This is a genomic window from Metabacillus sp. Hm71 (assembly GCF_051842955.2).
Lineage (GTDB): Bacteria > Bacillota > Bacilli > Bacillales > Bacillaceae > Metabacillus.
In genome coordinates, this window is record NZ_CM200278.1 from 2496971 (window position 1) to 2512091 (window position 15121).

A 15121-nucleotide genomic window follows, 5' to 3' on the forward strand; every position below is an offset into this window, starting at 1 on the left:
AAAGAGGCAGTCTTAAAATAATTGGTTAGCCTCCAACAATACAATATATAGGATCTAAAATTGTCTATCATTCCTATATATTCATGTTTTTTGGAGAGGTTAGAGCCTATTGAGACCGCCTCTTTTTTGAGAGGGGAAAAAATGGAAAAATATGCTTTAATTACTGGTGCAAGCGGGGGAATCGGAACAGCCATTGCGAATCAGCTAATGGAAGATGGCTATCATGTATACGTCCACTATTATCAAAATGAACTAGCAATTAAACAATTGATTGAAACATCCGGGAATCATAAAATGATTATTCCGATCCATGCAGATTTAGCTCAACCAAATGGTTGTGATCATATAGTAAATAAAATTCAAATGCCAATTGATTTGCTTGTATTAACAAGCGGTATGAGCTATTACGGTTTAGTGACTGATATGAATGATGATGAGATCGACAAAATGATTAACCTGCACATCTCAACTCCATTTCGGTTAACTCAAAGACTGATTCCGATCTTGAAGAGCAGAAAAGGCAACATTATTGTGATTTCATCTATTTGGGGGATTGTTGGGGCATCGTGTGAAGTGTTGTACTCTATGGTGAAGGGTGGACAAAATTCGTTCGTAAAAGCACTGGCAAAAGAGCTTGCTCCTAGTCAAATTCGTGTAAATGCAATTGCACCTGGGGCGATTGATACCCGAATGCTTTCAACTTTTACTGAAGAGGAATTAAAACAGCTAAAGGATGAAATTCCCCTTGGAAGATTAGGTCTTCCTCATGAAATTGCCCAAACGGTTTCTTTTTTAGCTTCACCAAAAGCCTCTTATATTACAGGACAGGTATTGTCGGTTGATGGAGGATGGTATTAATGATAACAATATTTTTGTTTTTCCGAGGAATCCCGGAATAAAATAAACCTCCATAAGGAACAATAAGCCTGTAACAATTATAAAGGAGGTACTCCTATGTCTGTTTTAGAAAATTGGGATGAGTGGAAAAATTTCCTTGGTGACCGTTTACATCATGCTCAGAACGAAGGAATGAACGAACAGGTTATTAATAACTTAGCATTCGAAGTTGGTGACTACTTAGCTAAGCAAGTTGACCCTAAAAACGTTCAAGAAAGAGTATTAGCAGATCTTTGGAGTGTTGCTTCAGAGCAAGAAAAACATGCAATTGCAAGTATGATGGTAAAACTTGTTCAAAATAACGGTTCACATTAAAAAAGAGAGGAGCTAATCCTCTCTTTTTCACTATTCTTTTTCTTGAATTTATTATTTTTTTCCGTCGCTGAGCAAGACGACTTCTCTTTTCTTTTTGTTCTTTCTTCTTTCGGGAAAATCATATATTATAGGTTATAGTGGTTGGTTAAAGGGGGCTTAATTATGCCATATGAGTGGTATTTAGAATATGAAATTCAAAAAAATCGTCCAGGGCTTCTCGGGGATGTTTCTTCTTTATTAGGGATGCTTTCTATTAATATCATCACCATAAATGGAGTAGATGATTCACGTCGCGGCCTTTTATTAAAATGTGAAAGCAATGATCAAGTTCGCAGGCTTGAATCGATTCTAGCCACCATGGATCATATAACTGTGACAAAACTTCGAGTTCCAAAGCTTAGGGACAGATTAGCCGTACGACATGGACGTTATATTCAACGTGATGCTGATGATAAAAAAACTTTTCGATTTGTCAGGGATGAGCTTGGACTATTAGTCGATTTTATGGCAGAATTATATAAGCAGGACGGTCATAAATTGATCGGAATTCGCGGGATGCCGAGAGTTGGTAAAACAGAATCAATTGTGGCAGCAAGCGTTTGTGCGAATAAAAAATGGCTTTTTGTTTCATCCACTTTGTTAAAGCAAACGATTCGCAGCCAGTTGATTGCAGATGAATACAGTGAGGATAATGTGTTCATTATCGATGGAATTGTTTCTACACGAAGAGGTTCTGAGCAGCATCTTCAGCTAGTAAGGGAAATTATGAGGCTGTCTGCAACGAAAGTTGTAGAGCATCCTGATATTTTTGTACAAAATACAGAATATACAATTGATGATTTTGATTATATAATAGAAATTCGTAATGAGCCTGATGAGGAAATTACATATAAAGATGCTGAAGAACCACATATGATGTTTGATTCCTCAAGTCTTTCAGGCTTTGACTTTTAAATATGGGGTGTTACGGTTGAGTGAATTAGGAAATCGACTGAAACAAGCAAGAGAAGAAAAAAACATTAGCTTGGATGACCTTCAAGCAATGACCAAAATACAAAAACGGTATTTGCTTGGTATCGAAGAAGGGAATTATTCAATGATCCCTGGTAAATTTTATGTTCGCGCATTTATTAAGCAATATGCTGAAGCGGTGAACTTAGATCCAGAGATGATCTTTGAAGAATATAAAAATGAAATCCCGAGTACATATAATGATGATTTACCAGAACAGCTTTCAAGAGTAAAAACACATAAACAACTACCAAAATCTGCATCCAAGTTTCTTGATCTGCTTCCAAGATTATTAATTGTGGCAGCTGTTATTCTTATTGCCATTGTTTTTTGGGTATGGAGACAAAACGCTGCAGATAGTAATCCAGGTGAAGAGGCAACGAAAGTCGAAAATGGAAATGAATATACAAACAATGTAGAAAATACGGCAGCAGGCAATGAAGATGAGGACCCAGAAGAAGAGGTTCAGGAAGAAACACCACCTGTTGAGGAAGAAGTTAAACAGGAACCGGAAACTCCTGCACAAACTTTAACAGTAAAAGGGAAAGAGGGTACGACAACAACATATGACCTCTCCGGTGCTGCAAAGTTTCAATTAGAAGTGATTGCTAAAGGCAGAACATGGGTGAGTATAAAAAATGGAAAAGGTAAAAGCTTCTTTGGTGCAGAAATTGCTGAAGGAGAGTCACAAACCTTTGATTTTACAGCTGAATCAGAAATAACAGTAAGGGTTGGAAATGTTCCGGGTACGGAGCTAAAAATCAATGGCCAGCTTTTACAATATGAAGATGCTAAGACAACACCTCAAAACATTACGATTATTTATAGCAAAGAATAGGGATTGATTCATGTTTACGTGTCAAGCACCTCTTCCTTCTATTATGTTGGAGGAGGTTCTAGGCATTATTTTGGGTCGTCCCATTTTCTGTTTACATGTTAAAAGTAAGAAATTCTCCTCGCAAACGATGACCTAATCACGCTCACTTTTTAGTACATAATACAGTTACTTGGAGGGAAAATTGATGAATTTACCTAATAAAATAACGATTTCGAGAATATTCTTAATACCTGTTTTTATGGTGATCATGCTTGCGCCATTGGACTGGGGCGAATTAACATTCGGCACTGAATCAATTTTAGTCACCCATTTTGTTGGTGCACTAATCTTTATTATTGCTTCAACAACAGATTGGATTGATGGTTACTATGCCCGTAAACTTAATTTGGTGACAAATCTTGGGAAGTTTTTAGATCCGTTAGCAGACAAACTTCTTGTTTCAGCTGCTTTAATTATTTTAGTCCAGCTGGAGCTGGCGCCTTCCTGGATGGTCATTCTTATTATCAGCCGTGAATTTGTTGTGACAGGATTAAGAGCTATTTTAGCAGGTGAAGGTGAAGTTGTTGCAGCTAATATGCTAGGTAAGATCAAAACGTGGACACAAATTGTTGCCATTTCAGCGCTATTGCTTCATAACCTTCCATTTGAGTTCATAAATTTGCCCTTTGGCATGATCGCATTATGGGTTGCTACCTTTTTCACTGTCATATCTGGCTGGGATTATTTAAATAAAAATAAACATGTGTTTGTTAATTCCAAGTAATCTTGAAACCATAGGAGGATATTGATGAGTATTCGCACTGAAATCATTGCGGTCGGCTCTGAATTATTGTTAGGGCAAATTGTGAATAGCAATGCGCAATTTTTATCACTTGAGCTTGCCGAGCTTGGCATGAATGTTTATTATCACACCGTTGTTGGTGACAACCCAACACGGCTTGAGCAAGCGGTTAAGATCGCCAAGGAACGCTCAAATGTTATTATTTTTACAGGTGGTTTAGGACCTACAAAAGACGATTTAACGAAAGAAACCATTGCAAAGACACTCGGTAAAAAGCTTGTCTTTGACCAGGAAGCCCTTGATAGCATCGAACAATACTTTGTTCAAACGAAACGGATCATGTCTGAAAACAATAAAAAGCAAGCACTTGTTTTAGAGGATTCATTCATATTAAAAAACGATTATGGTATGGCTCCTGGAATGGCTTTAAATGTGGATCAAACGATTTATATGCTGCTGCCAGGGCCTCCTAGTGAAATGAAACCAATGTTTCAAAACTATGGACGGGAATATTTTGAAAAACAATTTGGATTTCAAGAAAAGATTATTTCTCGTGTGCTTAGATACTTCGGAATCGGCGAATCACAGCTTGAAACCGACATACAGGATATCATTGATGAGCAGCTAAATCCTACTGTTGCACCATTAGCTGCTGATGGTGAAGTAACGTTGCGCTTAACTGCTAAGCATCAAGACGAACATGTTGCAAATCAGCTGCTTGATGAACTTGAGCAAAAAATCCAATCTCGTGTTGGCGAGTTTTTTTATGGTTATGAACAAACAACTTTACCTCAAGAACTAAAAAAACTGTTACTTGCAAAGCAAAAGACGGTATCAGCAGCTGAAAGCCTGACTGGCGGTATGTTTTCTGAACAAATAACAGCATTGGATGGTGCCTCACAGTTATTTAAAGGCAGTCTTGTATGCTATACAAATGAGATGAAGGAACAGCTGCTAAATGTTTCAAAACAAACACTTGATAAAAATGGAGCCGTCAGTGAGGAATGTGCGAAGGAAATGGCTGACCAAATTCGGAAATTATCAAACAGCGACATCGGCATAAGCTTTACCGGTGTTGCCGGACCACAGCCGCTGGAAGATAAGCCTGTCGGTACTGTCTTTATGGGTATTTCGTTTAGTGGAAAAGAAACACAGGTCTATAGATTTCATTTTGCCGGATCTAGAAATGGCATTCGTGTAAGAACGGTAAAGTATGGATGTCATTATTTAGTCAAACTATTATCGGAAATAGAATGATATAATACGTTTTATAGGATCTGATTTAAGCAGATCCTATTTTTTTTCTATAAATATATAAAATTCATTTTTACAACAGTTCATATAGCTAAAATAGGAGTTTTTCTAAAAAGAAAAGTGAAAATATAAGAATAATTTACGATGAAAAATAATCGAATAAATGTTCGATTATTGCTTGGCAAACTGTTGAAAAAGCGGTATATTTAATATAGATTCATTTAAAGGAGGAAAATTTGTGAGCGATCGTCAAGCTGCATTAGATATGGCGTTAAAACAAATAGAAAAGCAATTCGGTAAAGGTTCCATTATGAAACTCGGGGAACAGACAGATCGAAAAGTTTCAACTACACCAAGCGGTTCCCTTGCTCTAGATGCTGCCTTAGGAGTAGGAGGTTACCCTCGCGGTAGAATTATAGAAATATACGGACCAGAAAGTTCAGGTAAAACAACTGTTGCTCTACATGCGATTGCAGAGGTTCAACAGCAGGGCGGACAAGCTGCATTTATTGATGCGGAACACGCACTTGATCCTGTATATGCACAAAAGCTTGGAGTAAATATTGATGAGCTCCTGCTATCCCAACCTGATACTGGTGAGCAAGCACTTGAAATCGCAGAGGCGCTTGTCCGCAGCGGGGCTGTAGACATTCTTGTTATAGACTCTGTTGCGGCGTTAGTGCCAAAAGCGGAAATTGAGGGCGAGATGGGTGACTCACATGTTGGTCTTCAAGCTCGTTTAATGTCACAAGCATTACGTAAACTATCTGGCGCAATCAACAAATCGAAAACAATCGCCATCTTCATCAACCAAATTCGTGAAAAAGTTGGAGTTATGTTTGGAAATCCAGAAACAACTCCAGGTGGTCGCGCTTTGAAATTCTATTCATCCGTTCGTTTAGAAGTGCGTCGTGCTGAAACACTTAAACAAGGAAATGACATGGTTGGTAACAAGACAAAAATTAAAGTTGTCAAAAACAAAGTTGCACCTCCTTTCAAGGTTGCAGAAGTAGATATCATGTACGGTGAAGGGATCTCTAAAGAAGGAGAGATTATCGATTTAGGAACAGAGCTTGACATTGTTCAAAAAAGCGGCTCTTGGTATTCTTACAACGAAGAGCGCTTAGGTCAAGGGCGTGAAAATGCGAAGCAATTCCTTAAAGAAAATCCATCTCTTCGTTTAGAGATACAAGACAAAATCCGCAAGGAATACGGGTTAGATGAAGAAGTTCTTGCGCCAGAAGAAAGCCAAGAAGAATTGGATTTACTTGATGATTAAAAAAGGGCATAATTGCCCTTTTTTTAATATCATTTTTAAAAGAATATCCTTATATGAAAATAATATTTACACCAGTTTTTATCATTGTTATAGCAGAATTTATAATTAAATGTAGAGAATGAGTATAGAAAAGGTTCATATTTGGATATAATCATGATAATTATTATTTAACCGCACTAAAATAATATGACACAATTCTACAAAATTCACTCTTGTCTTCGCGATTTTTAATAGGGTTTTCACTCGAACTATACACAAGAGAGGCTGCAATCGTTATAATGACAGGCTTGACAAGAAAATTTCACACATTTACAATTAGTATGTATATTTTACAATTTTGTAGAATGATGATTGAAGCATTTTGAAAGCAAAAATGTTGGTACTTGAATTAGTCTTCCTAAAAATGATTAAGACGCAAAGTTCAACATGATAATTAAGCTTTGTGCTGTATGTTGACAACTTAAAATTGAACAATGTACATGCCGACACTTTAATCTAGAAAAACAAGTTCATAGCAAGAGGAGGTGTAATGATGGACATCGTTTCAATAATCATCTCCATTTTGCTTGGCCTAATCGTCGGTGCAGTTGTTGGCTATTTTGTTCGTAAATCCATTGCCGAAGCGAAAATTGCTGGTGCTAATCATGCAGCAGAGCAGATTCTTGAGGACGCAAAGCGTGATGCAGAAGCAACGAAAAAGGAAGCACTTCTAGAAGCAAAGGATGAAATCCACAAGTTGCGAACAGAAGCAGAGCAGGAAGTTCGTGAGAGACGAAATGAGCTTCAGAAACAAGAAAATCGCTTATTACAAAAGGAAGAGAATCTTGACCGTAAGGATGAGTCTTTAGATAAACGAGAAGTTATGCTAGAGAAGAAAGAAGATTCTCTGAATGAAAGACAACAGCATATTGAAGAGATGGAAAGCAAAGTGGAGGAGATGGTGCGTAAGCAGCAATCGGAGCTTGAGCGCATATCTAGCCTTACACGAGATGAAGCAAAGTCGATCATTCTTGAAAAGGTTGAAAATGAACTTACTCATGATATCGCTATGATGATTAAAGATAGCGAAAATCGTGCGAAGGAAGAGGCTGACAAGAAGGCTAAAGAAATCCTGTCGCTTGCTATTCAACGATGTGCAGCAGATCATGTAGCAGAAACTACTGTATCTGTTGTCAATCTTCCAAATGATGAAATGAAGGGCCGTATTATTGGACGTGAAGGACGAAATATTCGTACATTAGAAACATTAACGGGTATAGATCTGATCATTGATGATACACCTGAAGCCGTTATTTTATCAGGGTTTGATCCAATTCGCCGGGAAACTGCAAGAATTGCGCTAGACAAGCTGGTTCAGGATGGACGTATTCACCCTGCGCGTATTGAAGAGATGGTTGAGAAGTCTCGTCGTGAAGTTGATGAATACATCCGGGAAATTGGAGAACAAACAACATTTGAGGTAGGTGTACATGGCCTGCATCCTGATTTGATTAAAATCTTAGGTCGTTTGAAATTTAGAACAAGCTATGGTCAAAACGTATTGAAACACTCGATGGAGGTTTCATTCTTAGCAGGATTGATGGCTGCCGAACTTGGAGAAGATGTGTTATTAGCGAAACGAGCAGGTCTCCTGCATGATATCGGTAAGGCGATTGACCATGAAGTAGAAGGAAGCCATGTTGAGATCGGTGTTGAGCTCGCTACGAAGTATAAAGAACATCCTGTCGTTATCAACAGTATTGCTTCCCATCATGGTGATAAGGAACCGACATCAATCATTGCGGTGCTTGTTGCAGCAGCAGATGCGTTATCAGCTGCAAGGCCGGGTGCACGTAGTGAAACGCTGGAAAATTACATTCGTCGCCTAGAGAAGCTTGAGGAAATCTCTGAATCGTATGAGGGTGTTGAAAAGTCATTTGCTATCCAGGCTGGTAGAGAAGTTCGTATTATGGTTAAGCCTGATAGTATTGACGATCTTCAAGCACATCGTTTAGCAAGAGATATTCGAAAGCGAATAGAAGATGAACTCGACTATCCAGGACATATTAAAGTAACTGTTATTCGTGAAACAAGAGCAGTTGAATATGCAAAATAGAGTGGTGCAGAAATGCACCACTTTATTTTTTATATTGTTTATGCAAAAATAAGTTTAAATACATAGAGAGTATTTTTTAATAAAAGAAATTCAATGATAACTAGAGAGGGCTTTGAAGATGAGAATTTTGTTTGTAGGAGATGTATTTGGTTCTCCAGGACGCGACATGGTGAAGGAGTATTTACCAAAGTTAAAAACGAAATACAATCCCCATGTTGTCATTATTAACGGCGAAAATGCCGCCCATGGGAAAGGAATAACCGAAAAGATTTATCAGCAATTTCTCGAATTAGGTGCACATGTTATAACAATGGGAAATCACACGTGGGATAATCGGGAAATTTTTGAATTTATTGATCGTGCACAGAAGATGATCCGCCCTGCTAATTTTTCCGAAGAAAATCCTGGCAAAGGGATGGTTTTTGTTACTGTTGCTGGAAAAGAGGTTGCTGTGATTAATCTGCAGGGCCGTGCATTTTTGCCTCCATCTGATTGTCCTTTTAAAAAGGCTGACGAGCTTGTTGCAGAAGCGAGAAAGCGTACTCCAATTATTTTTGTTGATTTTCATGGCGAAGCAACAAGTGAAAAACAGGCGATAGGATGGTATTTAGACGGAAGAGTTTCAGCAGTTGTCGGTACCCATACACATGTACAAACAGCAGATAATCGTATTTTGGATAAAGGCACAGCTTATATCTCGGATGTTGGTATGACAGGACCTTATGATGGGATACTTGGAGTAGATCGGCATATGATTTTAAAAAGATTCCTTACGAATTTACCTGTACGCCATGATGTAGCAAAAGGGCGTACGCAATTAAGCGCTGTGGTAATTGATATAGACAAAAATACAGGTCAAGCCAAAAAAATAGATCGTATTTTAATAAATGACGATCATCTATTTTTTGAGTAATAAATGTTTGTCGCTTTTAAATTCTACAATTAATTTTCGAAATTATGTGCGAACAAGCAGGAATACTTTCCTTTTCTAGTGAATATAGTATCAATGGATGATGAACTAACACTGTTTAAAAGGGTAAATGAGGGGAGCCCTTTTTAAACAAATTATACCAATGATGTTCTAATGAACACTCAAGGATTCATTGAAAATAAGGGGGAGCTAGAAATGGAAATATTAAAGGTATCAGCAAAATCTAATCCTAATTCTGTCGCTGGTGCATTAGCCGGCGTTTTGAGAGAGCGGGGAGCCGCTGAAATTCAAGCAATTGGTGCCGGTGCACTTAATCAGGCAGTTAAAGCAGTAGCCATCGCAAGGGGTTTTGTAGCTCCAAGCGGTGTTGATTTAATTTGTATTCCAGCATTCACCGATATTCAAATAGATGGCGAAGAGCGGACGGCAATTAAACTAATTGTCGAGCCGAGATAAGAAGCGTAAGAGAACAAAGACATATGTCATTTAAAGGGTTTGACTCTTGATATAGAGTCAAACCCTTGCTTTGTATACGGAACAAAGGTTGAAGGGGGAAATTGGCGAATGAGAGTCTTTGATGCCCATTGTGATATGCTATTTAAGCTATGGCGAGACAAAAACATTAATGTTTATGATGATGAAAGCTTGCACGTCTCGATTTCAAAATTAAAAATAATGGATAAGCCCATTCAATGCTTTGCCATCTATGTTCCAGAGGATGTGCCATTTGTAAACCGTCTAGCAGTTGCCCATTCACAAATTAACATCTTTTATCAAAAAGTGTTAAAAAAATATCCGGAAATAAAATTAATTAAAACAAAATCAGATATCGACCACCTTACTGAAAATGAAATTGGCGCCATTTTAACATTAGAAGGCTGTGATGCCATCGGGGATCAGCTTGATCAGTTGGAAATTCTATATCAATTAGGGGTTCGCTCTGTTGGTTTAACCTGGAATTATGCCAATCTAGTTGCAGACGGTGCCCTTGAAAAACGGAATGGCGGCCTGACAAACTTCGGAAGAAGGGTCATTTCCTATTTGAATAGTCAGAACCTTTGGACGGATTTATCCCATACTTGTGAACGAAGCTTTTGGGAGGCTCTTGAATTAGCGAAGTACCCAATTGCTTCACATTCTAATGTATATAAGCTTTGCCCGCATGTTCGTAATTTAAAGAACGAACAAATCATCGCATTGTTTAAAAAGAACGGCATGATTGGTGTGACTTTTGTCCCGTACTTTATAGCGAATACTCCACAGCCCATCATGTCAGATGTTCTTCATCATATCGATTATCTTTGTTCCCTAGGTGGAGAGAACAATATAGGATTTGGCTCAGACTTCGATGGAATCGAAGTTATGATAAAGGGACTGGAAAATTATGCATGTTACTACGGTTTCATCAATCATTTGTTGAACTATTATCCGCAAAGATTGGTCAATAAACTTGTTTATCATAACTTTATCGATCACATTTCTTATTAAAATAAATATGTTTGAGCGAAAATCTCAGAGGAAGCAATAAACTAGGGTGGACTTCAAAGTATACATAAACTCTATAAGGGCTCCTGCACATCCCGCTAAATAGCTAGTACATAAAGAATACATTAACTGGCAAGTTTAACAGATTATTTTAAGCTAAACTCTTGTATTTTTTAAGTTAAGGGTCTAAAATTGTTAACGTTTAGTAAATTCCAATTAAAAAACTCAGTTTTCTCAATGGATTAAGAATTATAAAAAAATTGGACGGAATTATGATAAACTATAATTTATATGTATAACTTTATTTTGCATTTTTTAGAGGGGTGTAAATACACATGATTAGTCAACTTTCCTGGAAAGTTGGAGGACAGCAAGGAGAAGGTATTGAAAGTACTGGTGAAGTCTTCTCAATTGCATTAAACCGACTAGGCTATTATTTATACGGATACCGCCACTTTTCATCACGAATTAAAGGCGGCCATACAAACAATAAAATTCGTGTTAGCACGACACAAGTTCGTTCAATCTCAGACGATCTTGATATATTGGTAGCTTTTGATCAAGAAACAATTGATGTCAACTTCCATGAGCTGCGTACTGGAGGAATTGTACTTGCTGATGCAAAATTTAATCCAACGATACCTGAAGGAGCGGATGTTACACTCTATTCAGTGCCGTTTACAGAAATCGCAACGGAATTAGGTACTTCCCTTATGAAAAACATGGTTGCAATCGGAGCAACAAGTGCGATTCTTAATTTAGATCCGCGCGGATACCATGAAGTTGTTCATGACACATATGGCCGTAAAGGTGAAAAGATCGTTGAGAAAAATATGCAGGCTATTGAAAAAGGTGCCGATTATTTAAAAAATGAGCTTGGATATAACCGACAGGACATGTTTCTTGAAAAAGCTGATGGAAAAAAACGGATGTTCATGATCGGAAATGACGCCATTGCTTTAGGTGCGATTGCAGGCGGCTCACGTTTTATGGCTGCATATCCAATTACTCCAGCATCAGAAATAATGGAGTACTTAATTAAAAAGCTTCCTAAATTTGGCGGAGCAGTTATCCAAACAGAGGATGAAATTGCTGCTTGTACGATGGCAATTGGGGCTAACTATGCAGGTGCCCGTACGTTTACTGCTTCAGCTGGGCCAGGCTTATCATTAATGATGGAAGCAATCGGTTTATCAGGTATGACAGAACAGCCATTAGTGATCGTTGACACGCAACGTGGCGGTCCAAGTACTGGATTACCGACAAAACAAGAGCAATCAGACTTAATGGCGATGATTTACGGTACTCATGGTGAAATTCCTAAAGTGGTTATGGCACCAAGTACTGTACAAGAAGCTTTCTATGATACAATTGAGGCATTTAATATTGCTGAAGAATACCAGGTTCCTGTCATTTTGTTAACAGATTTACAGCTTTCATTAGGTAAACAAACAGTTGAACCGCTAGATTATAGCCAAATTGAAATTCGTCGTGGCAAGCTTCAAACGGAAGAGCTACCTGAAATTGAAAATAAAGGTTATTTCAAACGCTATGAGGTAACAGAAGACGGAATTTCACCTCGGGTAATTCCAGGTATGAAAAATGGTATTCACCATGTCACAGGTGTAGAGCATGATGAAACAGGCAAGCCGTCAGAGTCTGCGGGTAATCGTAAGGAACAGATGGACAAGCGATTAAGAAAACTTGCCAACATTCAATTTAAAAACCCTGTTCATAAACATATTCAACACGAAAACCCAGATATTTTACTTGTAGGGTATATTTCGACGAGAGGAACAATTGAAGAAGCGATGACACGTCTAGAAGCTGATGGTATTAAAGTAAACCATGCACAAATTCGCCTTATTCATCCGTTCCCAACTGAAGAAATGCTTCCATTAATTGAAGCTGCTAAAAAGGTTATTGTTGTTGAAAACAATGCAACAGGCCAGCTGGCAAGCCTGTTAAAAATGAATGTAGGGTATGCGAATAAGATTTCTTCATTATTAAAATATGATGGCAACCCATTCTTACCTCATGAAATTCATACGAGAAGCAAGGAGCTGATCTAACATGGCAACAACGTTTAAAGATTTCCGTAATAACGTAAAACCGAACTGGTGCCCTGGGTGTGGCGATTTCTCTGTACAGGCTGCTATTCAACGTGCTGCAGCGAATGTAGGATTAACACCAGATCAGCTTGCTGTTGTTTCTGGTATCGGGTGTTCAGGGAGGATTTCCGGATACATTAATTCGTATGGTTTTCATGGCATACATGGACGTTCTTTACCGATTGCACAAGGTGTTAAAATGGCGAATAAAGATTTAACAGTTATTGCTTCAGGTGGAGATGGTGACGGATTTGCAATCGGGATGGGTCATACTATTCATGCGATTCGACGAAACATTGACATGACGTATATTGTCATGGATAACCAAATTTACGGTTTAACAAAAGGTCAAACATCACCTCGAAGTGATGCAGGTTTTGTGACAAAGAGTACACCTCAAGGCTCAATTGAGTCATCCCTATCGGTAATGGAAATGGCGTTAACAGCAGGGGCTACATTTGTTGCACAAAGCTTTTCAACTGATCTAAAGGATTTAACAGCCCTTATTGAAGCTGGTATTAATCATAAAGGCTTCTCGCTTATTAACGTGTTTAGTCCTTGTGTTACTTACAATAAGGTGAACACATATGATTGGTTTAAAGAAAACTTAACTAAGCTTGCGAATGTTGAAGGCTATGATCCTCACAATAAAGAAATGGCCATGCAAACACTAATGAGACATAATGGATTAGTTACAGGTTTGATTTATCAAAATACGGAACAAAAATCATATCAAGAACTCCTGAATGGATATAGTGAAACACCATTATCAAAAGCTGAATTAGCGATTGATGAAGAGGAATTTAATAAATTAGTTGCAGAATTTATGTAAGACTGTCTTAAAAGGGTTTGTCCCCAAACAAACATCAAAGAAATGTGTTTGTGGGACTGACCCTTTTGCTTTTAGACAGCTTTTTTTGCATGTTTCTATCTAAAATAAAAAAATTTATTTTGACAGCAATCATGTGTTTATGTGAGATGGACACTCTTATTTACATTTTTGTGCGAGGTGATAAAATATTAATATGTAAGGGTTTACAATAAGAGGGGTGTGCATCATGGGCGGAAAAATGAAAGCGGTTGTTAAGCATCACCAGGGGTATGGAGCTCAGCTTCAAATGGTGGAGATACCACAAATAAACGAGGATGAAGTCCTTATCAAAGTAAAAGCGACATCAATTTGCGGTACAGATGTTCATATTTATAAATGGGATGAGTGGTCACAGAGTCGCGTAAAACCACCTTATATTTTCGGACATGAATTTTCTGGAGAAGTTGTTCAAAAAGGGAATAAGGTTACAAATGTTGAAATAGGAGATTCTGTATCAGCAGAAACTCATATTGTTTGTGGAAAATGTCAGCAATGTTTAACAGGCAGAGCGCATATTTGTAAACATACAAAAATAATTGGCGTCGATACGCAGGGCTGTTTTGCTGAATATGTTGCGCTACCTTCAGCTAATCTTTGGAAAAATCCAAAGGAAATGCCATTTGATATTGCCTCCATTCAAGAACCGATGGGAAATGCTGTCCATACTGTTTTATCAGGAGAAGTCATCGGAAAAACAGTAGCCATTATCGGCTGCGGTCCAATTGGCATGATGGCAGTTGGTGTTGCTAAAGCTGCTGGTGCTGCACAAGTGATCGCTATTGATTTAAACGATTACCGTTTAAATTTAGCAAAAGAGATGGGGGCAACTAGAATTATTAACTCAAACAAGGAAAATCCTCTTGAGGTTGTCGAATTTTTAACAGGGGGAAATGGAGTTGATGTTGTATGTGAAATGTCAGGACATCCGGTTGCGATGAATCATGGGTTTAAAATGGTAACAAACGGCGGTAGGGTATCCATTTTAAGTTTACCGTTACGTCCGGTTGAAGTTGATGTGACCAATAATATTGTATTCAAGGGGATAACCGTGCAAGGTATAACCGGCAGAAAAATGTTTGAGAGCTGGCAGCAGGTTTCCGCTCTTATACATTCAGGGCAGATTAATACACGCCCGATCATAACCCACCACTTTTCACTTGAAGAATTTGAAAAGGGCTTTGATTTAATGATAGAGGGGAACTGTGGCAAGGTTGTCTTACAACCGTAACGGCAATTTTAGTTTTTGCTAAATA

General features: G+C 38.1%; 14 protein-coding genes. All 14 read left to right on the forward strand.

Going from position 1 to position 15121, the window contains the following annotated elements; all coding sequences use genetic code 11:
- Positions 1-141: 141 nt before the first annotated feature.
- The 14 genes from ymfI to tdh all read left to right on the forward strand — a co-directional run bounded on the left by ymfI (position 142) and on the right by tdh (position 15096).
- Positions 142-858, forward strand: a complete 717-nt coding sequence (ymfI, locus tag ACSVDH_RS11780) for an elongation factor P 5-aminopentanone reductase (protein WP_439249524.1) — start codon at positions 142-144, stop codon at positions 856-858.
- A gap of 96 nt (positions 859-954) precedes the next feature.
- Complete coding sequence (locus ACSVDH_RS11785; RefSeq protein WP_299090210.1) at positions 955-1212, forward strand: DUF3243 domain-containing protein; 258 nt, start codon at positions 955-957, stop codon at positions 1210-1212.
- A 159-nt stretch (positions 1213-1371) separates the two neighbouring features.
- Positions 1372-2166, forward strand: coding sequence for a DUF3388 domain-containing protein (locus tag ACSVDH_RS11790; RefSeq protein WP_299090216.1), 795 nt, complete (start codon positions 1372-1374; stop codon positions 2164-2166).
- Positions 2167-2182: 16 nt separating this feature from the next.
- On the forward strand, positions 2183-3061 hold the full coding sequence (locus ACSVDH_RS11795; RefSeq protein ID WP_439249525.1) for a helix-turn-helix domain-containing protein: 879 nt from the start codon (positions 2183-2185) through the stop codon (positions 3059-3061).
- Positions 3062-3242: 181 nt separating this feature from the next.
- On the forward strand, positions 3243-3824 hold the full coding sequence (gene pgsA, locus ACSVDH_RS11800; RefSeq protein ID WP_299090211.1) for a CDP-diacylglycerol--glycerol-3-phosphate 3-phosphatidyltransferase: 582 nt from the start codon (positions 3243-3245) through the stop codon (positions 3822-3824).
- A gap of 24 nt (positions 3825-3848) precedes the next feature.
- The gene (locus ACSVDH_RS11805) at positions 3849-5099 is read left to right on the forward strand and encodes a competence/damage-inducible protein A (RefSeq protein ID WP_439249526.1); all 1251 of its coding nucleotides are present in this window, start codon (positions 3849-3851) and stop codon (positions 5097-5099) included.
- 235 nt (positions 5100-5334) lie between these two features.
- Complete coding sequence (gene recA / locus ACSVDH_RS11810) at positions 5335-6375, forward strand: recombinase RecA (protein WP_439249527.1); 1041 nt, start codon at positions 5335-5337, stop codon at positions 6373-6375.
- Positions 6376-6907: 532 nt separating this feature from the next.
- Positions 6908-8470 (forward strand): ribonuclease Y, encoded by a 1563-nt coding sequence (rny, locus tag ACSVDH_RS11815; RefSeq protein ID WP_439249528.1) that lies wholly within the window; start codon positions 6908-6910, stop codon positions 8468-8470.
- A 118-nt stretch (positions 8471-8588) separates the two neighbouring features.
- Positions 8589-9383, forward strand: coding sequence for a 2',3'-cyclic-nucleotide 2'-phosphodiesterase (gene ymdB, locus ACSVDH_RS11820; protein ID WP_439249529.1), 795 nt, complete (start codon positions 8589-8591; stop codon positions 9381-9383).
- 213 nt (positions 9384-9596) lie between these two features.
- Complete coding sequence (spoVS, locus tag ACSVDH_RS11825; RefSeq protein ID WP_003181955.1) at positions 9597-9857, forward strand: stage V sporulation protein SpoVS; 261 nt, start codon at positions 9597-9599, stop codon at positions 9855-9857.
- 108 nt (positions 9858-9965) lie between these two features.
- Positions 9966-10889 (forward strand): dipeptidase, encoded by a 924-nt coding sequence (locus ACSVDH_RS11830; RefSeq protein ID WP_299092191.1) that lies wholly within the window; start codon positions 9966-9968, stop codon positions 10887-10889.
- Between the two features lie 332 nt (positions 10890-11221).
- The gene (locus ACSVDH_RS11835) at positions 11222-12958 is read left to right on the forward strand and encodes a 2-oxoacid:acceptor oxidoreductase subunit alpha (RefSeq protein WP_439249530.1); all 1737 of its coding nucleotides are present in this window, start codon (positions 11222-11224) and stop codon (positions 12956-12958) included.
- A 1-nt stretch (position 12959) separates the two neighbouring features.
- Complete coding sequence (locus ACSVDH_RS11840; RefSeq protein ID WP_299092193.1) at positions 12960-13829, forward strand: 2-oxoacid:ferredoxin oxidoreductase subunit beta; 870 nt, start codon at positions 12960-12962, stop codon at positions 13827-13829.
- Between the two features lie 226 nt (positions 13830-14055).
- Entirely contained in the window at positions 14056-15096 is a 1041-nt protein-coding gene (tdh, locus tag ACSVDH_RS11845; protein ID WP_439249531.1) for an L-threonine 3-dehydrogenase, read from the forward strand.
- Positions 15097-15121 lie beyond the last annotated feature (25 nt).

Bases quoted from the DNA above. Each gene is read 5' to 3' on its own strand.
- ymfI (WP_439249524.1), top strand. From the start codon at position 142: ATGGAAAAATATGCTTTAATTACTGGTGCAAGCGGGGGAATCGGAACA.
- ACSVDH_RS11785 (WP_299090210.1), top strand. From the start codon at position 955: ATGTCTGTTTTAGAAAATTGGGATGAGTGGAAAAATTTCCTTGGTGAC.
- ACSVDH_RS11805 (WP_439249526.1), top strand. From the start codon at position 3,849: ATGAGTATTCGCACTGAAATCATTGCGGTCGGCTCTGAATTATTGTTA.
- rny (WP_439249528.1), top strand. From the start codon at position 6,908: ATGGACATCGTTTCAATAATCATCTCCATTTTGCTTGGCCTAATCGTC.
- ymdB (WP_439249529.1), top strand. From the start codon at position 8,589: ATGAGAATTTTGTTTGTAGGAGATGTATTTGGTTCTCCAGGACGCGAC.
- spoVS (WP_003181955.1), top strand. From the start codon at position 9,597: ATGGAAATATTAAAGGTATCAGCAAAATCTAATCCTAATTCTGTCGCT.
- ACSVDH_RS11830 (WP_299092191.1), top strand. From the start codon at position 9,966: ATGAGAGTCTTTGATGCCCATTGTGATATGCTATTTAAGCTATGGCGA.
- ACSVDH_RS11835 (WP_439249530.1), top strand. From the start codon at position 11,222: ATGATTAGTCAACTTTCCTGGAAAGTTGGAGGACAGCAAGGAGAAGGT.
- ACSVDH_RS11840 (WP_299092193.1), top strand. From the start codon at position 12,960: ATGGCAACAACGTTTAAAGATTTCCGTAATAACGTAAAACCGAACTGG.
- tdh (WP_439249531.1), top strand. From the start codon at position 14,056: ATGGGCGGAAAAATGAAAGCGGTTGTTAAGCATCACCAGGGGTATGGA.